This is a genomic window from Sphingomonas echinoides ATCC 14820 (assembly GCF_000241465.1).
In the GTDB taxonomy this organism is placed as follows: domain Bacteria; phylum Pseudomonadota; class Alphaproteobacteria; order Sphingomonadales; family Sphingomonadaceae; genus Sphingomonas; species Sphingomonas echinoides.
Genome location: NZ_JH584235.1, coordinates 76364 through 100765 on the forward strand (window position 1 = coordinate 76364; position 24402 = coordinate 100765).

Here is a 24402-nt window from a genome sequence, read left to right on the forward strand (position 1 = left end):
TGCCAACCAAGGTCGGGAAGGTAAATTCGAGTTAATGCGAAAGCGCTCATGCCGCGCTGAGCGTGGCGACGCACCCAGGCGCGCCGTCACCGATGCGGAGTTCGAGCCGGTGGATCCGCGCGATCGCGGCGACCAGCGCCAGGCCAAGGCCGTTGCCCGGCTGGCTGCGGCTGGCCTCGACGCGGTGGAAGCGCGCGAGCACCTTGTCGCGTTCTCCGGCCGGAATGCCTGGACCATTGTCGGACACGGTCAGGGTCGGTCCCGCCTGCAGGCCGATCACGATCTCGCCACCGGCGGGGGTGTATTTGATGGCATTGTCGACCAGATTGCCGACCGCCTCGAACAGGAGATCCGCATCCCCATCGAACCGGATATCGGGCCGCATCTCCCGCCGGATGTTGATCCCGCGTTCGAGCGCTGCCGCTTCGTGAAAGTCGGTCGCATCCTCGACCACTTTTGCGAAATCGAGCAGGTGAAAGCCTTCGCGGCGCGCGCCTTCGTCCATTTCGGAGATCCGCAACAGCGCGTTGAACATGGCGATCATGCCGGTCACTTCCTCGACCGCGTCGCTGATCACCGCCGCCATCGCAGGCGCGCTCGTCTGCGGATGGTCGGCCTGCCGCAGATTGGCCAGCAAGCGCGTGAGCGGCGTGCGCATGTCATGCGCGATATTGTCGCCAGCGGCCTTCACCTCGAGCATCAGGCGCTGCACTTCGTCCAACATCCGGTTCACTTCCCCGGTCAGGTCGTCGAGTTCATCGTGGCGCGCCGATGCCGGCAGGCGCGCGTCGAGCCGCCCAGCCATGATGTCGTGCAGGCGCTGCGTCAGCGACCGGACGCGGCGTTCCTGCGCCACCGCCAACAGCACCGAGCCCGAAAGACCCAGCACCAGCAGCCCGAGTCCGCCCCAGATGATCGCAAAAACCAGATCGGTTGCGAAGGCGCGCGATTCCTGCAGATCCTGCGCGACCAGGAAACGGTCGCCATTGGCAAGCCGCAGCGTCATGGCCCGCAGATCCACTTCGCCCCGCGGCGTGATGCTCGCCATTTCAAAGGGAATGCCGTCGGCGTGGCCTTCGGGGAGCGCCTCCGGTGCCCCGGCCAGATGCCGCCCCGCTGCGTCGAACACGCCGAACGGGCGCAGGTGATGCACGTCCGAGCTGTTGTGGCGCGCTGCCCGCTCGATCGCTTCGGCCCGCGACGAGTCCGTCGGGACCTTCGTGGTTTCGCGCCCCAGCCATTCGTCGGTCTGCGCGTTGAAATGCGTAATCGCGCGATCATGGACGAAGGCGAACAGGCTGATCGAGGCCGTGCCGAACAGCAGCAGGAAGATCATCGCAAAGCGCGCGCTGGAACTGCGCCGCCAGCGCTTAATCGCAGCGAAGGACATAGCCCGTTCCTCTCACGGTCTCGATCAGCGGCGGCCGGTCGGCATGTTCGATCTTGCGCCGCAGCCGGGTGATGTGGACGTCGATGACGTTGGTGCGCTGGTCGTAGCGATAGCCCCACACGTCCTCGAAGATCATCGCGCGGGTGACGGTGCGATCGTGATGGCGCAGCAGATATTCGAGCAGCTGCAGTTCGCGCGCCTGCAGGTCGACGCGCGCGCCATCGATCCACGCTTCGCGCGCGATGAGATCGATACGGACGCGGCCATGTTCGAGCGTGATCGTCGAGGTTTCCGCGACGCGGCGCCGGATCAGTGCATTGACGCGGGCGGCAAGTTCGACCGGCTCGAACGGCTTGGTGAGATAATCGTCGCCGCCGGCCCGCAGCCCGCGCACGCGCTCCTCGACCGCCGATAGCGCGCTGAGGATCAGCACCGGCGTCCCGATGCCGCCGCTTCGCATCATCGCCAGCGCGCCGATCCCGTCGATTCCGCCAGGCAACATCCGATCGAGCACGATGGCGTCGAAGGCGGTCTCCTTGGCCTTTAAAAACGCATCCGCGCCCGTTTGCACCGCAACCACCGCCAGGCCTTCATCGGTTAGGATCGCGCAGATCGCATCCGCCGACTTCGGATCGTCCTCTATCACGAGGACCTTCGCCATACGCTGTACCTTTGATCGGAAAGCGACTCCTTTCGGTCCGAAATGTGAAGGCTACGTGACAGAGGCTATTTGGGGGCTGCCGGAGCGACGACGATGCGTGCTGCTCTGCCGTTGGCCGAGATATGGAGGCCGTCCTTGGCAGGCCGCGCCCGACGGCCGTTAATCGTCGCAACAAGACGCTGCGTTGACGACGGCAGCGCGAGCACGAAGCCGCCCGGGGGATGCGCGGTCCCGCTGATGTTCACGACCATCGCTTTGCCCGATCGACGCAGCGAGAGGTTGAGCGTGCCATAGGCCGTGCGCAGCCCGTTGATCGAACTTCCCGCGCCGCGCAGCCACGGCTCGGTCAATCCGGCCCCGAGCACCAGCGCATGGTCTGAAAAGCGTTCAAACGCGAACAGATCGAGTGCCGCACGGATGAAATCGGAAGCGACCCACGCATGCGGCATGTCCCCGATGAAGCGCTGCTCACGCGTCAGGCGGCCGACGACTTCGGCCCAGCCGTTCCACGCCGCCGGACGCTGCCCGCTCATATAAAAATCGAGCAACCGGTTCGCGCGCTCCGCCCAGCCGATCCGGACAAAGGCCGAGACGTTGCGCCACTCATAAGGCGTATAGTCCGCCCACTTTGCGTTGGGCGCAGTGCGCCCTTCGACGCGGGCCCATTGTCTGGCGAAGGTATTGCGCAGCAAGGTGGCATCGAGCGCGGACTGTTCGCCCGCCGGGTCGAGCGCGATCGTGGTGGAGGTCGCGTCGAAATCGCCAAGGCTGGTTGCGCCCGGAAGGAAATCGATCCCGAATTTGGCGGTCGAAGCCTTAATCGCGGCATGGAGGTCGCCTGCGAACTGGTCGCGGGCGGCTGCGATCGCGCTGGCCTCGGGACGACCGAGCACGGTGGCCGCAAAATGGGCATCCTTATAGCCGGTCAGCGCCCAGAAATCGTCCCACAGGCTGTATTGCGGTTCGGCCGAATAGGCTTCGTGGCTGATCGAGCGCGGCATCAGGCCGAAGCTGAACGCCGGGCTGGCAGCAGTGCGTTCGCTGGCGCGCTGGCCGTCCATATAGCGGCGCGCGGCGTCGATCTTTGGCCAGTCGCGGGCGAGCGCGGCGCGATCTCCGGTGAAGCGATAGAGCTGGGTGACGAGATGGATATATTCGCCGTTCGCGTCATTTTCGGGCACCGGATCGGCTCCGCGCGGATCGACGCAGCACGGCACCTTGCCGTCGGCGAACAGCTTGGTCCCGTACCAGTCGGCGAAGCTGCGCGCCGGTGCAGTGACGCCGAGGCGCAGCAGCGTGTCTGACATCATCGTCCCATCGCGAATCCAGCTTCGATCGTAGGAGCGCGTGCCAGGTTGCAGGGCAGGGCCAGTGCGGCTCATCAGAATCTGCGCCAGCGCGGTGCGCACGCTATCTGCGACGGCCTGTCTCGACGGCGGAACGGTAAGCGTAACCGCCCCAAGCGTGCTGCGCCACGACGCGACCGTTGCGGCATGCGCGCGGTCAAAGCCGGGGCGGTCGAGCGCGGCTGGCGGGCCTTCAAAGGGGATCGCCATTGGCACGTCAGTGCTCTCACCGGGGGCCAACGTCACGTCATAACCGAGCGCTGCGGTGGCGAGACCGGTCGGATCGTCGACCGCGGGTGCGCCACCTGTGACGGGCACGGCAAGCGCGCCCTGGTCGAAGGCGCGCGCCGCCGCCCACGCCGGGGCGGTGAGCGGCAGCAGCGTTCGCGTGATGGCGGCATCGCCTTCGATCGCGGGCGGCGCAGTGACGCTCAGCGCGCCATTGTGCCACGCAATCCGGGAAATCGGGCTCACCCCGCCGGGCCGACCGAGGAATTGCGTAGGTGCATTGACCTGGAGCGGGCGCACCGCGAGCAGCAAATGCAAGGTGCGGCGGGTGGTGCCGGTGTTGGTCAGCCGCCACTTCGCGAGCAGGCGTGGTGCCGCGCTGTCGACAAACAGGCTGGTGTCGAGCTGCCAACCGGTCCCTTGCCACCGCACATGCGGCATCGGCAATGCGCCGTCTTCCAGCGATTGTGTCGCGGTGACATTGGCCCAGCTGAAGGTGTGACCGTCAGCGATGACGAACGGTTCGATCGAAAAGCCCCCCTTGCCGACTTCGATCGCGCCATCCTCGCCGATCAGCCCGGCCGGGCCGCCCTCCGCTGAGCCGACCAGCGTCCAATAGGGTTGTTCGTCCGAAAAGCCGCGCGGGAAAGTGCCGCGCGGTGCCGCCTTTGCAAGACTGGCGAAAAGCGCGTTGGGCGTAGCGGCCCATTCTGGTGGGCGGGTCTCGATTTCGGCGAGCGCGGCGGGTGGCGCTCCGATGGGTAGGGAGACACGGAGATAGCGCGTTTCGGTGTCGGGCAGGGCAATCGGATCGTCGCCGCCGTCGCCCGCATCGACCCGGCGCAGTATGCGCCAGTCGCTCCCGGTATCCGATCCCTCAATCGCATAGCGCGTCGCGCCAGCGTCGGGGAGCCACCGCAGCACGACACCGCCGAGGGCTTTCGCTCCGCCAAAATCGATCGTTACGGCGTCTCCGCCATGGCCGTGCCAAGCGGTTGCCCGGTCACCGTCCAGCACCGCAGGGTCGCTCGCGCGCGGGGTGGGGAGGGGGCCTGAAATTGCCAGCGGTTCGAGGGTCAGATCATCAAACGCGATCTCGCCCGCGCCGCCGTCGCGCCCGCGCACCAGAACGACCTCCATGGCGGCTGTGTGCCGCAGGCTGGTGTCGCTGCTTGGGCCCCAGGCAAAACTGAGGTCGCGCGGGCGCAGCACCAGCGTTTGCCAGGTCGCGGATGGGCGGAAGTTTCGGCGCTGATACCACCAGACATTGGCACCGCTCGCGTCGGTGAACTTGAGCTGCAAGTCGTTGACACCACCGGTGCCACGCACCTTCAGCCGGATCGCATAATTGGCTGGCCAGTCGATCGGCAAAGCGCGGCGCGCAAAGGCGTAGCCCGCGACATCATGAAAATCATAGCGCAACCGCAAGCCGTTGCCGGTTGCGCCCGGCACCGAATCGATTTCGGCACCGACGCCGTTCGAGGCGTCGGCCTTCCACGGCTGGACCGTTTCGAAGGTATCGAGTGGCGCAATCTGCGCCGCGCCGGCCAGCAGCAATGCCGCCTGCATCATGCCAACCAGCCGCCCGAAAATCCGGCGCGCGTAAGACCGCGGCGGAGGTGGGGATTGCCGCACATCGTGCGCCAGATCAGGCCGGAGCGACGGTTTTCGATCATCGCGACAATCGGCCCCTGGTCGATGCCGAGATGATCGTGCGCGACCCAACCGACACCGGGCACCACGGCCCCTTCGTGCACCGCAGGCGAAGCGGTGGTCAGGGTCGGATTGAACGAGTCGGCGAAGCCGAATTTCCGGTAGATCGCGTGGCCATAGCGCCGGTGCAGCGCCTCTGCGGTAGGCACGACGATTTCGGGGGCAAAGGCGATCGAGCCGAGCGCGGCGGTGGGGGCAATCGTGCCATCGTCGCGGTCGCCGGGGCCGCGCGCCGAGTAACTGAAGAATGCGCGCGACCGCCCGTCCAGCGTCGCGGTAAAATCGCCCGGTCCGTCGCACGCGGTCAGGCCCCAGCAATCGGCCCCATAGGCTGCGAAATGGCCGGGATTGGCGATCGCATAAGCGCGCTGCGCATAGGTGGCGCGCCTGCTGTTCTCGAAATAATCGATGCCTTTGGCCGCAATGAAACGGTCGCGAATGCCGCGGAAATCGACCCAGGTCTGGCTGTATTGGTGACCGAACAAGGGTGGAAACGCGAGATGCGGCTTGCCCCAGCGATCGCTCCATGCGGGGGCGAAGCGCGCGGTCCAGGCATCCCAGGTCTCGCGCGGCAACGGATGCGTCGGCGATCCGAGTGCGAGCAGATAGAGGAGCAGCGCTTCGTTATAACTGTCCCAGTCGTGCGGGATATAGCCGCTTTCGGGATGCCAGCCCATCGACAGGAACGGCGCGCGCGGCGTGAACCAGCTCCAGTCGACCGCGCTGTAAATCTGCTCGGCGAGCTGGCGGATGCGGCGCTCGTCGGGATGATCGCTGTTGTAACAGCTTTGCGCGAACAACACGCCGCCGAGCAGCAGTGCGGTGTCGATCGTCGACAATTCGGTACGGCCAAAGCGCGTGCCCGTCTTCCTGTCGAGAAAGTGGTAGAAAAAGCCCTTATGCCCGGCAGTGCCGGTGGCGGCGGGGCCTTGCGGGGCCTCGGCGAAGAACCGCAAGGTGGCGAGCGTGCGGGCGCGCGCTTGCGGGCGGCTGATCCAGCCCTGCATCACGCCGATCGGATAAGACGTCAGCGCAAAACCGACGGCAGCGATGCTGGCGAAGGATGGGGTCGGCCAGCGATCGGGCGCGAGGCCGGTTGCGGGATCGGTCGTATCCCAGAAATAGCGGAAGGTGCGGTACTGGATGTCCGCGATCAACGCCTCGCCCCGTAGCGCGCGGGGAGCGGCAGCAAGGCCGTTGCTTGCCAGCCCGGCGAGCGCCAGGCCGCCGGTGCCGAGGAAATGACGCCGGTCGATCATGCCAAGAACCTTTGGATACACGGTACAAAAAGACGACGGGCGGCCCAGGGAAGGCCGCCCGCCAGGGGAGGAAGCTTAGAAGCGGTAGCCCACACGGAACTGGACGCGCCGCGGCAGGGTCAGCGTATTGTTGCCGATCAGGCCGGGAAGCAGCGGGTCGGAAATCTGCCCCGTGTTTGGATCAATCGCGTTGTTTACAAAGCCGTCGAAGTCTTTGAAGTTCTTGTTGTTGAAGGCGTTCAGCACATCGATTGCGACGCTGATCTGATCCTTGCCGAGGCCGCGGAAGTCGATATGCTTTTCGAGGCTGAGATTGACTTCGCAGAACGCGAACAGCCCCTTGATGCAGTTCTTGACCGGATAGGCTGAGGTGATCTTCAGCTTGCCATTGTCGAAGCCGTTGGTGGCATCGGTAACGGCATAGGCCTGGCCGCTGCCGAACGTGCTGAGCGTCGAGAATTGCAGACCGAAGGGCAAGTCCAGGATGCCGGAAACGACCAACCGGTGGCGTTCGTCACCCGGGCGGGGGCGGAAGCCATAGGCGTCCGGCGTGGTCCCATCGAGGCTGAACAGGTCGTTGCCGTTCTGCTCGCCTTTTGACAGCGTGTACGCGATGTTGATGCCGTAGCCCGATGCCTTGGTGTAGTTCTTGTCTACGGTGACATACAGCGCCTTGTAGCGCGTCTTCAGTCCGTCATAGCCGATCAAGGCGTTGGCATAGCCGAACGCCTGAACCGGGGCGACGTTGCAGCAATTGCCCAGACCGTTGTTCTGGCGTGTCGCGAACAGGTTGGTGTAGCCGTTGCGTCCCTTGATGTACGAGCCGGTGACGGCCACTTGCCAGTGGCCAAGCTTCTGCCGGATGCCGATGCTCGCTTGATCGTTGACGGGTGGCTTGGCGTTGTTCTTCACCGCGAACAGTTCGGGCAGACCTTCGGTCGTTGAGCTCGCAATCAGCGCCAGCAAGCCCTCGCGCGTTCCGTAGGAGGGGTTCCACACCACAGTTGGCAAGCCGGATCGCGGCTGTCCGTCACGCGAGAAGCGGAACACGCCAATCTGGTTCAGCGACCGGGACAATTCGTCGATGGTATTGTTGAAGTTGTTGCGATCGTAATAGCGTCCGACACCGCCGAAGATGACGGTGCTTTGATTGCCGCTCAGGTCATAGGAAAAGCCGAAACGTGGCGCGATCGCACCGGCGAACGGCTTGCGGTTGTGGCCCGTGGAAATGTAGTTCTCGGGATCGAAATAATAGGTCTTGGGCAAGGCGCGCAGCGCCGCCGCAGCCTTGGCAGGCGTGATATAGTCATTGTTGAAGCCGTTGGTTTCATAATCCCAACGCACGCCGAGGTTCAGCGTCAGCTTCTTGGTGACCTGCCAATCATCCTGCGCATAGAGACCGATTTCGGTGTCCGAGGACTGGATTCGCCCATTGGTGAGACCAAGCCGCGCTTCTGCTGGGAAACTGTAATCGGTGTTGTTGGCCGGATCGACCCGATACACGAAATCAGGCTGCACATAGTTGCGGTCATCGAAGGTGAAATCCACGACGTCGACTCGTCCGCCAATCTTGATCGTGTGTTTGTCGAATCCACTGTAAGTGAAATCGTCGCGGATGGTGTAGTTCGATTGAACTTCATTTCGCGTGGAATTTTTACCACCAAAGGAGATTACGCCAACATATTCCTGCGTTGGAAGATTGGGGTTGAGGGCTGTCGGATTATATTGATAATTGATGTAGTTGGTGTTGAACTCATTGACAAACCGGTCGCCGTTGTACGTCCATTTGAACAGATAGGTGTCTACCTGGTTGCGCTTGTTCTCGGCGCTTTCATAGGCGAGATTGCTGCCGAAGCCCTGAATATCGGTTTCTTCACGACGGCTAAACGACAGGTCAAACGTCTGATGCGAATCCGGCGTGAAGGTCAGCTTGCCGAAATAGAATTTGCCGCGGAAGGGGCTGACGAACGATCCCGTCAAATCCGAAAGTTTGCGACCCGACGCGGCCTCGACCTGCGCCCGCGCGGCGGGCGTGCCACCAGCGACGACGTTGAAGGCGCGGTCCTGGTCGTTGCCTTCGAACGATCCGAAGAAGAACAGTTTATCCTTGATGATCGGGCCGCCAAGCGAGATGCCATATTGCTTGCGCGTGAAGGCGGGCTTCGGATTATTGTTGAGCTTGTCGAGATACGCTTTCTCGCTCAGGCCCTTGTCGGTGTACTGACCGAACACTTCGCCGTGGAATTCGTTGGTGCCCGACTTGGTGATGGCGGTGATGATCGCAGCACCGGCTTGCTCATATTCCGCCTTGTAGTTTTGCGTGAGCACGCGGAACTCCTGCACAGCCGACTGGCCGAACGGGTTGCCGCGGCTGTTCTGCTGGCCGGCAACGCCGCCCTCGCGCGCCTGGTTCTTGAGGCTGACGCCGTCGATAAAGACGTTGACCTGGCTGGCGGTCGAGGCACCCGATTGGAAGCTCTTGTCGGTCTCGCTGTCATTATACCGGACGCCGGGGGCAAGCGCTGCGAAGGACAGGAAGTTGCGGTCGGTCTGCGGCAGCGAGCGGATCTGCTGCTGGGTGACGTTGGTGGCGACTTCGCTGGTCTTGGTTTCGACCAGGCGGCTGCCTGTAACGATGATGTCCTTGCCGGTGTCGACCGGTTCCGCGCCTGGCGCGGCGACGGTCGCATCGAGCGACGCCGTCTGGCCGATGCCGACGGTAACGAGCTGTTTGAAAGTCTCGCCATTGGCGGCCGTCACGGTCACTTGATAGGAGCCGGGGCGCAAGCCGTTGAGCGTGTAATTGCCGGTCGCGTCGGTGGTGGCGCGGAAGGTCTGGTTGGTGTCGCTGCTGACGGCGGTTACGCTCGCATTGGCAGAGGGTGCGCCAGCGGCGTCGGTCACCACGCCGCGGATCGCCGCGGTCGACGTCTGCGCATAGGCAGGCGCGATCGCCAAGCCGCTGGCGGAAACCACGGCAGCGCTGCTCAGGAGCAGCCGGAGGAAGGGGGTTTTGGTCATCGTGCTTTTCCCTGCTTTTCACCCGACTGACGCGGGCTTGTTTTGGTTGTGTCGCGTATCATCAACTCGGGCGTGGACAGCTCGAGGCGGTGATCTGGTGTGCCGGCAATGGCATCGGCCAGCCGAGCGATCGCCCGTGCGCCGATGTCGGCGATGTCGACGCGCATCGTGGTGAGCGATGGCGAAATCAGCCGAGCCAGTGGAATATCGTCGAAGCCCGCGACCGCGATCTGGTCGGGTATCGCAACGCCAGCGTCGCGCAGCGCGATCAGCGCGCCGATTGCCATCATGTCGTTGGCGGCAAAGATGGCATCCACGCCGTCTGGCGCGCGCAGGATCTCGGCAGCGGCGGCAGCACCTGCCTCTTCCATAAAGTCGCCGATGAGGACGCGCGGGGTTAAGCCCGCCTCGACCATCGCCGCTTCATAGCCGTCGATACGCGCGCGTGCTTCGACGTTACTGGTCGGCCCACTGACATGGACGATGCCGCGTCTTCCGCGCGACACCAGATGCCGCACCATCGCCGCCGCGCCGCCGAAATTGTCGACGCGCAAGGTCGGGCAATCGTCGCGCGACGTCGCGCAATTGACGAGGATGGAGGGGATGCTGGGGGGGAGACCGGCCAGCAGTCGGTCGGGATCGATATGTGGCGCCATGATGACGAGCCCGTCGACGCGACCACGCATGGTGTGGAGCATCTCGACGGCCCGCTCCCCATCATGAAGGTTCGACAGCAGCAGATGCAGACCACGCTCGGACGCGGCACGATCCATGCCGCGCAACGCTTCTGAGAAGAACTCACCGTGCAGGTCCGGCAGCACCACCCCGATGGCATGCGCGCGCGATGTGCTGAGATTGCGCGCGCCGGCATGCGGGAAGTAGCCGAGCCTGGCGGCAACGTCTTCGATCTTGCGGCGCGTCTCGGGGCGAACATTGCTGTGGCCGTTCAACACGCGTGACACCGACGCGACGGAAACCGCCGCTTCGCGCGCAACATCGCGGATCGTGGCATTCGCCATTTCTGTCTTCATCCTCCCCGTTGGCGTTGCCGAAAACGCCTCAACGCCGGTTGAGCAAATCCGCTCTGCCGATCTCGCTGCTTGATGTAACCGGTTACATCAATCAAAAGCAGTGTTCAAGACCGTGCCTTCCGGCACAGGATGGCATAGGCGAGCGCGAGATCGCGGGGAGTGTGACTGATGGAATTTACGGGAATTTCGCGCCGGGCGGCGTTGTTGGGGGCGGGTGCCGTGACCGCCTGGCTCGCAAGCCCGGCGCGGGCACTGATGGCCGCCGCTGATGGCGTTGCGAGCTCACCAATGCTCGAGTCGCTGCTTGCGAAAATGACGGTGGCGGAGAAAGCCGGGCAGCTCACGCTGATGGCGGCCGCCTGGGCGGGGGGCGCGGCCAACGCGCTCAATCCCATCACGGCGGGCGCGACCTTCGAGTCGCAACTCGCCGACGTGCGCAATGGACGGTTGACCGGCGTGTTCAACGGGAATGGGGCCGAAATGGCGCGCCGGATGCAGACGGTGGCGATGAAGGAGGCGCGGTTGAAAATTCCGCTTCTGTTCGCCGCCGACGTCATCCACGGTTTCCGCACGGTGTTCCCCGTGCCGTTGGCGGAAGCGGGCAGTTTCGAACCTGATTTGGCCGAGCGGACCGCGCGTGTGGCAGCGATCGAAGCGGCGGCTGCGGGGATCGACTGGACCTTCGCGCCGATGGTCGACATTTCCCGCGACCAGCGCTGGGGGCGCGGCGTGGAGGGGGCGGGCGAAGACGTCTTGCTCGGCCGGATGATGGCGGCGGCGCGGGTGCGCGGCTTTCAGGGCACGCGCGGGCTTGCCGCCGATGATGCCGTGCTCGCCTGCGCCAAGCACTTCGTCGCTTATGGCGCGGCGGAAGGCGGGCTCGACTATAATTCGGTCGATATTTCCGAACGCACGCTGCGCAGCGTCTATTTCCCGCCCTTCCAGGCGGCGTTCGATGCGGGCGCGCTGACGACGATGGCGGCGTTCAACGACTTGTCCGGCATTCCCGCCACAGCCAACCCCTGGCTGCTCGACCAGGTGCTGCGCAAGGAATGGGGTTTTGGCGGGCTGGTTGTCTCGGATTATACCGGGGACGAGGAATTGATCGCGCACGGCTATGCTGCGGACGCGCGCGAGGCGACGCGGCTGGCCTTTCTGGCGGGCGTCGACATGAGCATGCAGAGCGGTTTCTATCGCGATCATCTGCCCGATCTGGTGGCCAGTGGCGCGGTGCCGATGGCCCGGCTGGATCAGGCGGTACGGCGCGTGCTGCGCGTCAAACTGGCGCTCGGGCTGTTCGACGATCCGTTCCGCCGGATTGATCCCAAACGCGAGAAAACGCGCGTGCGCACCAAGGCCAATCTGGCGGTGGCGCGCGAATCGGCGCGGCGCTCGATCGTATTGCTCAAGAATGACGGCGAGCTGTTGCCGCTGCCGCGCAGTGGCAAGCGGATCGCGCTGATCGGCCCGTTCGCCCAGGGGCAGCAGGATTTGATCGGCCCTTGGAATGTCTATGGCTCGGATGCTGAATCGGTCGATCTGGTGACCGGCGTGCGCGCGGCCGTAGCCGATCCGTCGCTGGTTACAGCGACGGCGGGATCGGGGATTGAAGAAGCGCTGCCGGGCGGGATTGCGGCGGCGGTGGCTGCCGCGACCGCGGCCGATATCGTCGTTCTCGCAATCGGGGAGGGGCAGCGCATGTCGGGCGAAGCGCAGTCGCGCGACGATATCGTCATTCCTGCGCCGCAATTGGCCCTGGCCGCAGCCGTCGCGGCGACAGGCAAGCCGGTGGTGGTCGCCTTGCGCAATGGGCGCGCGTTGGCGCTGTCGGGCGCGGTGCTCGATGCGCCGGCGATCCTGGTGACGTGGTTCCTGGGATCGCAGTCGGGACCGGCCATCGCCGACATTCTGTTCGGGGTGGAAGGGCCATCGGCGCGGCTGCCGGTCAGCTTTCCCTTCGCGACCGGGCAGGAGCCCTATTATTATGCGCATAAGAGCACCGGCCGCCCCAATCCACCGGGCGCGCCGCTTGAATATAAGGCGCATTATCGGGAGGCTCCCAATGGCGCGCGGTTCGCATTCGGTCACGGGCTGACCTATGGCCGGATCGGATATAGCGCTTTGAACGTGGGCGATGGCCGCCTGGCATGGGATGGCACACTATCGGTCGCGGCCACCATCACCAACAGCGGTGATCACGTTGCCGAGGAGGTCGTCCAGCTATATGTCCAGGATATTGCGGCAAGCATCACCCAACCGGTGCGCGTGCTGAAGGCCTTCCGCAAAATCCGGCTGGCTCCCGGCGCGCAGCAGGAGGTGACGTTTACCCTGCAGCGCACCGATCTGACCTTCCTTGGCGTCGCACTGACGCCGACGGTGGAGCCGGGGCGCTTTCGCGTCTGGGTCGCGCCCTCGGCCGAGGCGGAGGGCGTGGGCGGCACGTTCGAACTAATCGGGGCTTAGTCTGCGCGCGGCGCGGTCATGCCCAGTTCCTGCACCAGCGCGGCATGGACGCCGCGCTTGAGTGGATTGAACAGCATGACCAGCGCCGACATCGCCACTCCGGCGGAACAGGCATAGAGCATGAGGTTGCGAATGCCAGCGAGGGCGGCGGGGGGCTGGGGGGTGCCTGCGGCATAGCCGATATGGTGATAGAACAGGCCCAGCACCCCCGCCGCCGCCGCCAGCCCGATCTTCTGCAACAACGCGGCCACGCCAAAGGCAAGCGCCTCGACCCGCGTACCGTGACGGACCTCGCCATATTCGACCGTATTGGGCAACATCGCCCAGAAGACGAGGTTAAAGCCGGTAAAACTGCCCTGGAGCATCGCCAGAAGCAGCAAAATCTCGGCTTCCCCGCCATTGCGGGGATTGGCCACGGCAAACAGCCCAAGACAGACGAGCGCCGCCGCCGCCGCCATCAGCCAGACCGCGCGCAACCCAAGCCAGCGGGTCGCCAGCATCCATAGCGGCACCGCGATTGTCCCCGCCACGGCCATCAGCGCCAATGCCTGGGGACCTTGGGTGGGCGTACCGACGACATGTTTGAAGTAATAAAGTACCGATTGGGTCAGCAAGGCCGCCGCCAACCCGGCGGCCATCGCGGCGAGATTGAGCGTGACAAAGGCGCGGTTGCCGAACAGCAGGCGCAGACATAGCAGCATCGGCACGGCGGCGAGTGCGGTATCTTCGGCCCGTGCCCCGCGCGCGCCAAAGGCCAAAGCCAGCAGCAACGCGGTGCCAACCATTGCATAGACCGCTGCCGCGCCGACATAGCCCGACGCGCTGGTTGGCACCCCGGACAGGCGGGCGGCGATCCACGGGGTTCCCATCGTCACGACCAGCGCGGCGGCGGTGCCGAAGAGCATGCGCACGCCTGCGAGGGTGGTGCGGTCGCGGCTGTCCGGGCTGAAGCGCGCACTCCAGGCGGCGTAAGGCACATTGACCAGCGCATACAGCGTCCGGAACAGGATCTGCGTGGTGCCGATCGCCAGCGCCAACCCCACGCCCGCGAGGGGCGGCGTGCTGTACAGCAGGATGAAGGCACCGCCGAGCGGGATCGCGCCGATCGCAATGAAATGCCGGTAGTGGCTCGGCCTGCGCTGGGCGGCGATGCCTACCAGCAGATCGGCAATGCCGTCCCACAGCGCACCGGCCATGTAGAGCGTCCCGGCGAGTGCTGTGGGGAGCAGCAGGACGTCGGTGTAAAAGAACAGCAGATAGAGCGTGACGCTCTGCCAATACAGATTGCACGCAAAATCGCCTGCGCCGAACAGCGTGAACTGCGCCACGCCCGGGCGGGTGCGTGGGGGCGGTGCAAGGCGGACTGCGCGGCGTATCGAGGGAGCCATGGACGTTCCGCTGTGGCCGATGCGTACGCTTGGCCCGTTAAGATCAAACGGGACTGGATGCGGTCTGCGCATTGGTCAAGGGGTCTCCCTCGCATTACCCGCGAGGACGGCTAGGTGCCTACACTCCTAGCCGTAATTGGGCGGCGTCCGGTTCAGCTCAAGCCTCCGCCCAGAACGCGGTACAAGGTGACGAGGTTGGTGGCGCGCGCAAGCCGGGTCGTGACCAGGTCGCGCCGGGCGCTGTACGCCGTGCGCTGCGCGTCGAGCGAGGTCAGGAAGGAATCGACCCCGGCGCGATAGCGCGCCTCCGACAGCCGTGCCGACACGTCCGCAGCGGTTGCGCGCCGCGTCCGGGCCCCGATCTGGGCGTCGATCGTCCCGCGCGTGGCCAGCGCATCGGCAACCTCGCGGAATGCGGTTTGCAGCGTCTTTTCGTAGGTGGCGACCGCGCCTTGCTGCTGTGCTCGGGCCAGATCGAGATTGCCCTTGCGCCGGCCGAAATCAAAGATCGGCAAGGTTGCGCCGGGTGCGACCGACCAGCTCTGGCTGTTCGCCCCGAACAGCCCGCTGAGCGCTGAACTTACCGTGCCGAAGCTGGTGGTCAGTGAAATCGTCGGGAACATCGCCGCCCGCGCTGCGCCGATATTGGCGTTTTGCGCAATCAGTTGATGCTCGGCCTGCAACACGTCGGGACGGCGCAGCAACACCGAGGATTGGAGGTCGCCCGGCAGCGTGTTCAACGTGCGGTCGGTATCCCCCAGGCCGTGCGGCAACAGCGCCTCGGGCGTGGGCGTGCCGACCAGCAGGTCGAGCGCGTTGCGATCCTGCGCGATTTGCGCCTGCAGCGTGGCGATGTCGTTGGCGGCGGATTCGTAATTGGTCTCGGCCTGGCGTGCGGCCAGTTCGGACTGGGTGCCGATGCGGAACTGTGCACGCGTGAGTTGCAGCGACTGGTCGTAGCTCGCCAGCGTTTCCTGTGCGACGGCGAGCAGATCCTGGTCCGACGCGAGCGTCAGATAGGCCGATGCGATTTCGGAAATCAGGCTGATCCGCGTGGCGCGCTGCGCCTCTTCGGTCGCGAAATAGCTTTGCAATGCGTTTTCGCTCAGATTGCGCAAACGACCCCAGAGATCGAGCTCGAACGACGAAACGCCGACACTGCCCGAATAGACTTCAACGGTTGAATTGGAGGCCGCACTCGAGCCCGATCCACCGGCCGAGGCCGCTGCGGCGGTACCGTTGGAAATCGTCGCCGACGCCCCGAGGTTGACCGTAGGCAATTGGTCCGCGCGCTGTACCCGATATTGGGCCCGGGCTTGCAGGACATTTGCCGCCGCAAGCCGCAAGTCGCGGTTGTTGGCAAGGCCAAGCGCGATGACGTCGCGCAGCTTGGCGTCGGTAAAGAAGGTCTGCCAGCCGATCTTGGAGATATCGGCGGCATCGCTTGGCGCGGCAGGATAGGGCGCTCCGCTCGGCAAGGCGGCGGGCACCGCACCCTGCGGCCGGACATAGCCCGGCGCAAGATTGCATCCGGCGAGCGCGACACTGGCCAACAGCGCGGCTGCGGTGCGGATCGTGCGGGTCATGTTCAGGCTCCTTGCGGCGCGGTGGGGGCGGATGGATCGGTGGGCGTGGGTGCGGCCTCCCCTGCAATGCCGTGTTGATCGTCACGCGAGCCCGCTTTGCCTCGGGCAAACAGGCTGCGGACCACCACAAAGAACATCGGGATGAAGAAGATACCGAGGACGGTGGCGCTCAACATACCGCCGACCACCGCACGACCGATGGCGTTCTGCCCACCAGCACCGGCACCGGTCGAGACGGCGAGCGGCATCACCCCGAAGATGAAAGCGAGGCTGGTCATCAGGATCGGACGCAACCGCATCTTCGCTGCCGCAATGGCCGCATCGAACGCCGTCATCCCCTCGCGCATCCGTTCTTCGGCGAATTCAACGATCAGGATCGCATTCTTTGCCGACACGCCGATCGTGGTGATCAAGCCGACCTGCAGATAGATGTCGTTGTTGAGCCCGGTCAGCATCGCCGCCAGCAACGCGCCGACCACGCCCAGCGGCACGACCAGCAGCACCGAGATCGGCACCGACCAGCTTTCGTACAGCGCGGCAAGGCAGAGGAACACGATCAGCAGCGACAAGCCATAGAGCGCCGGTGCCTGACCGCCCGACAGCTTTTCCTCATAGGACAAGCCGGTCCACTCGAGCGACGTACCCGGCGGCAGCTTGGCATGAAGCTCCTGCATCGCCGCCAGTGCGGCACCGGTGCTGAGCCCGGGGGCCGAGCCGCCTTGCAATTCCATAGCGGGCTGGCCGTTATACCGGGTCAACTGCACGGGTGCCTGGGTCCAGGACAGCGTGGTGAAGGCGCTATAGGGCACCATATCGCCATTGCCGCCACGGATGTAATATTTGTCGAGATCCTCGGGCTTGAGGCGGAAGGGGGCGTCGGCCTGGACAAACACCCGTTTGACGCGCCCGCGATCGATGAAATCGTTGACATAGGCGCTGCCCCAGGCGGTCGAGATCGTGGAATTGACCTGCGAGAGATCCAGCCCGAGCGCACGCGCCTTGTCCTGATCGACATTGATCTTGAGCTGCGGCGCATCCTCCAGAGACATCGGTCGCACCTGTGCCAGCCGCTTGTCCTGCATCGCCATGCCGAGCAGCATGTTGCGCATTTGCACGAGCTTCTCATGTCCCATGCCGACCTGGTCGACCAGTTGCAGATCGAACCCGGTCGCATTGCCCAGTTCCTGCACGGCGGGCGGGACGATCGCAAAAATCATCGCGTCGTGGAATTGCGAGAATGCACCCATCGCGCGCCCGGCGATCGCCTGCGCCTTGTTGGCGGCACCGGAACGCGCGTCCCAATCCTTCAATTTGACGAAGGCGAGACCGGCATTCTGCCCCTGTCCGGCAAAGCTGAAGCCGCTGATGGTGAAGACGCCCTCGACATCCGCTTTTTCCTTGGTGAGGAAATAGTCGCGGACTTGCTCCAGCGCATCGTTGGTGCGCGCTGTGGTTGCGCCCGACGGGCCTTGCACCAGCGCGATCACCGAGCCTTGATCCTCGTCGGGAAGGAAGCCGGTTGGCAAGCGCACGAACAACAGACACATCCCGACCGCGATCAAGCCGAAAACGATCAGCGACCGGCCCCACCGGCGTGCTGTGCTCCGGGTGCCGCTTTCATAGCGGGCAGCGCCACGGTCGAACGTCGTGTTGAACCAGCGGAAAAAGCGCGAGAGGAGCCCGTTTCCATCCAATTTGGTCGGATCGTGCGGCTTGAGGATCGTCGCGCACAAAGCGGGGGTCAGGATCAACGCGACCAGGACCGACAGGACCATGGCGGACACGATGGTGATCGAAAACTGGCGGTAAATCACCCCGGTCGATCCGCCAAAGAATGCCATTGGCAGGAACACGGCGGACAGGACCAGCGCGATGCCGACCAGCGCGCTGCTGATTTCGTCCATCGATTTGCGCGCGGCTTCCTTCGGCGACAAATGCTCGGTGGTAATGAGCCGCTCGACATTCTCGACCACGACGATCGCGTCGTCGACCAGCAAACCGATCGCGAGCACCATGCCGAAGAGCGTCAGCGTGTTGATCGAATAGCCCGCAACCGCGAGCACCCCGAAGGTGCCCAGCAAAACCACCGGCACCGCGATCGTCGGGATCAGCGTTGCGCGCCAGTTTTGCAGGAACAGGAACATCACGAAGAAGACGAGGACGACCGCCTCGATCAGCGTATGGATGACCTGTTCGATCGACAGGCGGACGAACGGCGTGGAGTCGTAAGGATAGATAACCTTCACATCGGATGGGAAGGTCTTGGACAGCTCCGCGACGCGGGCCTTGATCGCAGTCACGGTCGCCAGCGCGTTCGCACCCGGAGCGAGCTTGATCCCGATGCCCGAGGCCGGCTCGCCATTGTACCGCGTGTTGAAGCCATAATCAGCCGCGCCGAGTTCGACCCGTGCGACATCGCGCAAGCGCACCACCGCGCCTGCCGAATCGGTTTTCAGGCGAATGGCACCGAACTGCTCCGGCGTCTGCAAGCGCGACTGGATCGACACCGTTGCGTTGAGCATCTGGCTGGCGGGGGCGGGCTGGGCACCCAATTGCCCGGCGGAAACCTGTGCGTTCTGGGCCTGCAAGGCGGCGGTGACGTCGGCGACGGTCAGCTGATAGCCGTTGAGCTTGAGCGGATCGATCCAGACGCGCATCGCATATTGTGCGCCGAACAATTGCGTATCCCCGACGCCGTTGACGCGGCTGAGCGGATCCTGAACGCGTGAGGCAAGGATATCGGCAAGATCGGACGCACTATGGCGACCGCCCTCCGAATAGATGCCGAGAATGAGCAGAAAGTTGGAGGTTGCCTTGGCGACCTGAATGCCTTGCTGCTGGACCTCCTGCGGCAGAAGCGGGGTCGCGGCCTGCAGCTTGTTCTGCACCTGCACCTGCGCGATGTCGGGGTCGGTGCCTTGCTCGAACGTCAGCGTGATCTGGACCGTTCCGGCCGAACTCGACGAGGACGAAAAATAGCGAAGGTGATCGATCCCCTTCATCTGCTGTTCGATGATCTGGGTCGTCGTATTTTCGAGCGTCTGCGCGTCGGCACCGGGATAGGTGGCGCTGATGCTGACCGACGGTGGCGCGATCGAGGGAAATTGCGCGATCGGCAAGCTACGGATGCCGATCAGGCCAGCGACCATCAAAATGATCGCGATGACCCACGCGAAGATGGGCCGATCGATAAAGAAACGCGACATGAGGGTTACTGTCCCTTGCCAGCAGCGGGAGCGTTTGCCGCCGCTTTTGGAGTCCAGCGGACCGGCTTGACGGGCGTTCCTGGCTGCAGGTTTTGCGCGCCCTCGACGATCACCCGATCGCCGCGCGCAAGCCCGGCGGTGACCAGCCAGTTCTCGCCGATGGTGCGCGGGGCAGTCAGCATGCGCGGCTGGATCTTGTCCCCCGCACCGACCACCATCACCACGGCATTGCCCTTTTCATCGCGGGAGACGGCGCGCTGCGGGACAAGCAGCGCATTCGCTTGCGTGCCTTCGACGAACTGCGCCGTGACATACATGCCCGGGAGCAGCAGCCGGTTGGGATTGGCGAATTCGGCACGGATCGTCTGGCTGCCCGTGGCCGGATCGACCGTGACATCGGCGAATTTTACGACGCCCTCGACCGGATAGGTCGTGCCGTCCTCAAGCTTCAGCCGCAGCCGCGCGGTACCGCGCGTAAGGCTGCCCGCCAGCAATTTCTGGCGCAGCCGGAGTTGATCGGCGCTCGATTGCGTGATGTCGACATAGATCGGGTCGAGCCGCTGGATCGTGCTGAGCGCGGTGGCCTGCGACGCGGTGACGAGGCCGCCGGTGGTGACCGCCGAGCGGCCGATGCGGCCTGCGATCGGGGCTTTTACCGTCGTTCGCGCAAGGTCGATTTCGGCGGTGCGGAGCGCGGCTTCCTGCGCGGCGACATCGGCGCGTGCCTGCTGCGCGCTGGTGACGGCATTGTCGTAATCCTGCTTGGCAATCGCGTTGATCTTGACCAGCTCGCCATAACGGCGCGCCAGCGCGTCGTTCGAGGCGATCGCCGCGCGCGCCTTTGCCAGCGCCGCGCGCGCACTTGCGACGCTTGCCTGATAAGGCTGCGCATCGATCCGATAGAGCGGCTGGCCCGCGCGGACTTCGTCGCCCTCGGTAAACAAGCGCGCGGTGATCAGCCCGTTGACCTGCGGGCGGACGTCCGACGTCTCATAGGCGGCAGTGCGCCCGGCGAGTTCGGTGCTCAGCGTCACCGACTGCGGCTCCACCGTGACAAAGCCGACTTGGGGCGGGCCAGCGGCTGGTGCCTGGGGCTGGCCGCTTGAGCAGCCGGCCAGAAGAGCTACGGTGAGGACCGCGACGGAGCAGGGTTTGCGCACGCTTTCTTCCAATGTATAAGTGTGAGCGATCGATCACTCACATTTCTGCCGAGCCGGTAGCTTTGCGGATTTGAAATGACAAGCCTAATCATAGGAGGATTATGCCCACCCCCCAAAAATCCGCCGATAAATTGATGAAAAAGCGGGATTCTCGCGCGGAAGATCGGCGTGCGCGAATCTTGTCTGCGGCGCGCCAGCTGTTCATTCAATATGGCTTCCACGCCTCTGGCGTGGCGCGCATTGCCGCCGATTCGGGGGTGAAGGTTGGACAGCTCTATCGCGATTTTGCCAGCAAGGAGGATATTGTCGCCGAGCTGGTGCGTGCCGATGTCGTCGAGTTTTTGGATGAGCCGGCGCTGCGCGCGGCGGTCGAGGCGCGTGATTTCGCTTTGGTCCGTGCGTGGATTGCCCGGTTCCTCGAAGAGGATCCGAACGATCCGGGCTCATACGCGCTGTTCGCGGAAATGTTTGCCGAAGCAACGCGCAACGACCGTGTCGGCGACATCCTGCGCGGGATCGACGCGCTTGTCCGCGACAATATTTTGAGCGCTCTCGGTGCTTTGGCACCGGGCGAGGAGCGGGCGGCGCGGCGCAGCGAGTTGGCGGATTTCATCCTCGCCATCGGCCACGGCGTGCTGTTTCGCAGAATTTCCGATCCCGACGTCCATCATGCGGAGCTTTCCCGCTATATCGGGCAGCTGATCGACAGCGAATTGGCCAAAATTATGCAGGATCCCCGGTGAAGCCGACGCGCTGAGCGCGGTGCTTTGGGTTTGAGAGGATCCTTTGCGGTCCACTGCCGGCTAGGTCTGCCCGCCAAAGCGTCCTCTACCTCAGGGAATGGCGACGCTGTAAATGGCGTGATGCGTCACCACGAAGAGCGTTTTGCGCGCGCGGTTGTCAACAAGCAGTTGGAGCGGGCGCTCGGGGATATCAATCCGGCCGATCTCGGCACCGTCTGCTGCGAAAACGAAGACTTGCCCGTTGGCGATGTACACGCGGCCTTGCGCATCACTCACCACGCTTTCTCCGCCGCGATTGGCGAAGGGGGCGAGGTCGGTCAGTGCGCCATGCGCCGCCAGGCGCGCGCGATAGGTCTTGTTTTCCGAAGCGTTGGTGACGAACACCGATCCGCCAATTTCGGCGGTGGTGAACCCATAACTGTCAAGCGCGTCGGAGAACCGCCAGCCGAGAAAGTTCGAAGGCCCCTGCTGGAACGTTCGATAGGCGGGCAGGACAAGGCTGCCGTCGGGCGACACATATTCCCGCGCCTTGGGCAGGCGCATGTCGCGGTCGAACATGTCGGCCAGCGTTGGATAGGTATAGGTCCTGGTGTCGAGCTGGTCCTTGAATTCGCCATTCACCCAATAATCGACCGGCAGCACGGTTCTTGCGCCCGGATGATCGACGGCGGGCGTCGACGGGATCACGCGAACGTCCGCGTCGCCGTTGGGCGTGAGACTATAGACCGTGCCGTTCCGGCCTTCCGAAGACAGCACCAGCAGGCTGCCCGAGCGGTCGACCGCGAGATTGACCGGATCCAGCGGTGCGTCGCTGACCACGCGCAGGCCCTCGGCGCGCGACCAGGCATAGATGCGCTGCTGGTGATGATCGACGAAATACAGCGTTCCGTCAGCGGCGATGGCCGCTCCGGCGGCGGCATAGAAGCCGCTCGCCAGTTTCTCGACCTTGGCATTCGCGAAAGTGCCGTTTGCCGCTGGTGCAGCCGCAGCCACCGCCACATCGAGCGCGGCAAATTCCCGCTCGCGGACTTCGAGACCGTGCGTGACATCCTGAATGGCGTTCTCATAGGGGAATTTGCTCGCGCGCAAATAGGTCGCGCAGCCATTCTCGTCGCATGTGCCAAAGCCACTTTCGGCATTGACGTGGATATTGCGGAAATGAAGGTCGCGCGTGTCGGTCAGCCGCACGACGGTCGGCGCGGGCTTGAGCGAGCGCGTCACGCGATAGGCGTGGTAATTGGCGATCAGAATGTCGTGGCTGTGGCGAATGTCGAACGAGACCGCATCCTGGCTCTCGCCCGCTTCCTCCTCGGTCTGCGGAGCCAGAAATTCCCAATGGGCGACATGATCGAGCACAAATTCCGCGCGGACATGGTGCTCGCTCGACATCTGATAGACATGGCCCGGCGTGTCGCTGTCGGAGACCAACATCCCAGCTTGCGCATAGGTATTGGGGCTCCAGAGATTGGCGAAGGTGCCGCCGCCGCCACGCACCCATAGGCTCGGATATTGGGCGTCCCAGCGTTTGGCCGGGTCGGGGTCGCCGGTATGGTTGGCGTTATACGGGTCAAAGCGACTGCCATCGGCCAGATCGGTGCCGTGGCCGCCCTGGAACTTGACGTCTTCGACCAAAGATTGCGCGCCAGCGTGCCAGAGCAGCGCGGTTGCGCGCGGATTGATCCCGCCGGTGAAAAGCCCAAGACCCGAGACGATCGCGTCCCCACCGCGTGCACTCTCGATCAGCGCCTTGGCCGAGCCCACCCCTTGGAAGGGGGGCGTCCCGTCGGGCAGGATGAGTTGCGTCAGGCTCGGGTGCAAGGCGACGAGCACGCTGTCCGGCCTCAGCCGCAGCGTGTCGGTGACGTGGTAGCGGCCCGCAGGAAAATAGACGGTACGGTGCGTGTCGATCGCGCGCTGGATGGCGGCGGTGTCATCGGTCTTGTCATCCCCGCGCGCGCCCTGCTGCTGGACATTGGCCCAGGACGTGGTGGGAGGGAGCGGCCGGATCGCGCGCGGGGGCGGGGCGGGCAGCCGGGGGATTGGTGCGGCGTCCATCACGGTGCGATAGCTGCCGGTCTGACCCAAGGCGGGGACCATCAGACCATAGCCGAACGATGTCACGCGATAGGCGCGGCCCGCCCCGGCCACCGTCCGGCCGCTGTCGCGAAAGCGCGCGAAGGTCGGCGTGGCGCTGGCCACGGCGTTCTGAAAGCCGATCTGCGTATAGACGTCGTTCTCGTTGCTGATCACGACGGCGGCATTACGGACGTTCTCGAAGCGGACATCCTTGCCCCACAGCCAGTCGCCATAACCGCGATCGATGTCGATCGCGGTTGGCACGTTGCGAAAGGCGACATTGACCAGGGTGAGGCTCGCCTCATGTTCGCGGATCGCGGACTCGCGCTGTCCATCGAAAGAGGAATCGAGCAGGGTAAATTGCCACGCCGGGGACGGTTTCTCGGTGAGGATGCCATAGCGCCCGCCGTGAAAATGGAGATCCTGCGCCTGATTGGCGACGTGATAGAGCCCGGCGAGGCCCGAGCCGATGTCGAAGTCGATATGCGCCAGATAGGCATGCTGTGCGGCGTGAAAGCGGATTGCGGTGGCGGCGGCGTTGTCCTTGCCGATCGCGAAATCGATGTTCGATAGCGCAGGGTAGAAGGTGCCGGGATTGGCATCGGCGATATCGGGATTGAACGGCACGCTGCCCGGTGGCGGAAACGGGGTGCGATAGGCCTTGGCAGTATCGGTGGCTCCGGGCTTGGCCCCGGCGAACATCACCATGGTGGCGAGACCCTGCTGAAAGCCGGGGGTCGCATCGCCGAGCACCAGGATGGGCCGGGTCTTGCCGACGCCAAACACGCGCACGCCGGGCCATACAAACAGCGTGCGGCTGATGCGATAGCGGCCCGAGGGGACAAACACGATACCACCGCCGCCCTTCGCTGCGGCGGCGTCGATCGCGCTTTGCAGGGCGGTGGTGTCGTCGGCGTGCCCGTCGCGCGTCCCAGCGACGGTGATGGCGCGGGGATCGTCGGGAGCGGTGGCGTAATAAGAGGGGGAGGCGGCAACGGGCATTGCGCTTGCCATCAGCGTGGCGAGAAGCGTTACGCGAAACGGAAGCGGCCAGCCGGGCATCTCATATCCTCAAAAGAAACGTCCCGGCCACCGGCCGGGACGAGGAGCCCGACCCACCGGGTCGGGGCA

General features: G+C 64.5%; 13 protein-coding genes and 1 pseudogene. 3 read left to right on the top strand and 11 right to left on the bottom strand.

The features are described 5' to 3' along the window. Positions 1 to 46: 46 nt before the first annotated feature. The 6 genes from ON00_RS00240 to ON00_RS00265 all read right to left on the bottom strand — a co-directional run bounded on the left by ON00_RS00240 (position 47) and on the right by ON00_RS00265 (position 10637). On the bottom strand, positions 47 to 1390 hold the full coding sequence (locus ON00_RS00240) for a sensor histidine kinase (RefSeq protein ID WP_010402304.1): 1344 nt from the start codon (positions 1388 to 1390) through the stop codon (positions 47 to 49). Further along, entirely contained in the window at positions 1371 to 2051 is a 681-nt protein-coding gene (locus tag ON00_RS00245; RefSeq protein ID WP_010402306.1) for a response regulator transcription factor, read from the bottom strand. The genes ON00_RS00240 and ON00_RS00245 overlap by 20 nt, the downstream gene beginning before the upstream one ends. 65 nt (positions 2052 to 2116) lie before the next feature. Continuing rightward, complete coding sequence (locus ON00_RS00250; RefSeq protein ID WP_010402309.1) at positions 2117 to 5197, bottom strand: discoidin domain-containing protein; 3081 nt, start codon at positions 5195 to 5197, stop codon at positions 2117 to 2119. Beyond that, positions 5194 to 6597: a glucoamylase family protein gene (locus tag ON00_RS00255; RefSeq protein ID WP_010402310.1), complete on the bottom strand. Its 1404-nt coding sequence runs from the start codon at positions 6595 to 6597 to the stop codon at positions 5194 to 5196. The genes ON00_RS00250 and ON00_RS00255 overlap by 4 nt, the downstream gene beginning before the upstream one ends. Before the next feature lie 75 nt (positions 6598 to 6672). After that, positions 6673 to 9618 (bottom strand): TonB-dependent receptor, encoded by a 2946-nt coding sequence (locus ON00_RS00260; protein WP_010402312.1) that lies wholly within the window; start codon positions 9616 to 9618, stop codon positions 6673 to 6675. Beyond that, positions 9615 to 10637, bottom strand: coding sequence for a LacI family DNA-binding transcriptional regulator (locus ON00_RS00265; RefSeq protein ID WP_010402313.1), 1023 nt, complete (start codon positions 10635 to 10637; stop codon positions 9615 to 9617). The genes ON00_RS00260 and ON00_RS00265 overlap by 4 nt, the downstream gene beginning before the upstream one ends. A 180-nt stretch (positions 10638 to 10817) precedes the next feature. Here ON00_RS00265 and ON00_RS00270 point away from each other — a divergent pair, with 180 nt between their 5' ends. After that, positions 10818 to 13112 carry a glycoside hydrolase family 3 N-terminal domain-containing protein gene (locus tag ON00_RS00270; protein ID WP_010402314.1) on the top strand — a complete coding sequence of 765 codons (2295 nt, stop codon included), beginning with the start codon at positions 10818 to 10820 and terminating at the stop codon, positions 13110 to 13112. Here ON00_RS00270 and ON00_RS00275 read toward each other — a convergent pair. From ON00_RS00275 to ON00_RS00290, 4 genes are all read right to left on the bottom strand, one after another. Further along, positions 13109 to 14500 (bottom strand): MFS transporter, encoded by a 1392-nt coding sequence (locus ON00_RS00275; protein WP_050810883.1) that lies wholly within the window; start codon positions 14498 to 14500, stop codon positions 13109 to 13111. The genes ON00_RS00270 and ON00_RS00275 overlap by 4 nt on opposite strands. Before the next feature lie 152 nt (positions 14501 to 14652). Next, complete coding sequence (locus ON00_RS00280; RefSeq protein WP_010402316.1) at positions 14653 to 16086, bottom strand: efflux transporter outer membrane subunit; 1434 nt, start codon at positions 16084 to 16086, stop codon at positions 14653 to 14655. 2 nt (positions 16087 to 16088) lie between these two features. Further along, positions 16089 to 19292 carry an efflux RND transporter permease subunit gene (locus tag ON00_RS00285; protein WP_010402317.1) on the bottom strand — a complete coding sequence of 1068 codons (3204 nt, stop codon included), beginning with the start codon at positions 19290 to 19292 and terminating at the stop codon, positions 16089 to 16091. Positions 19293 to 19297: 5 nt separating this feature from the next. Further along, positions 19298 to 20452, bottom strand: a complete 1155-nt coding sequence (locus ON00_RS00290) for an efflux RND transporter periplasmic adaptor subunit (protein WP_029622298.1) — start codon at positions 20450 to 20452, stop codon at positions 19298 to 19300. Between the two features lie 134 nt (positions 20453 to 20586). On the opposite strand from ON00_RS00290, the pseudogene ON00_RS21115 reads away from it, so the two are divergent. Both ON00_RS21115 and ON00_RS00295 read left to right on the top strand, forming a co-directional pair. Beyond that, a pseudogene (locus ON00_RS21115) lies at positions 20587 to 20757 on the top strand (TetR/AcrR family transcriptional regulator); the annotation flags it as partial. Between the two features lie 12 nt (positions 20758 to 20769). Beyond that, positions 20770 to 21195, top strand: a complete 426-nt coding sequence (locus tag ON00_RS00295) for a TetR family transcriptional regulator C-terminal domain-containing protein (RefSeq protein WP_245535608.1) — start codon at positions 20770 to 20772, stop codon at positions 21193 to 21195. 90 nt (positions 21196 to 21285) lie between these two features. Here the strand turns inward: ON00_RS00295 and ON00_RS00300 are convergent, their stop codons facing one another. Then, positions 21286 to 24333 (bottom strand): glycosyl hydrolase family 28-related protein, encoded by a 3048-nt coding sequence (locus ON00_RS00300; RefSeq protein ID WP_010402323.1) that lies wholly within the window; start codon positions 24331 to 24333, stop codon positions 21286 to 21288. Positions 24334 to 24402 lie beyond the last annotated feature (69 nt).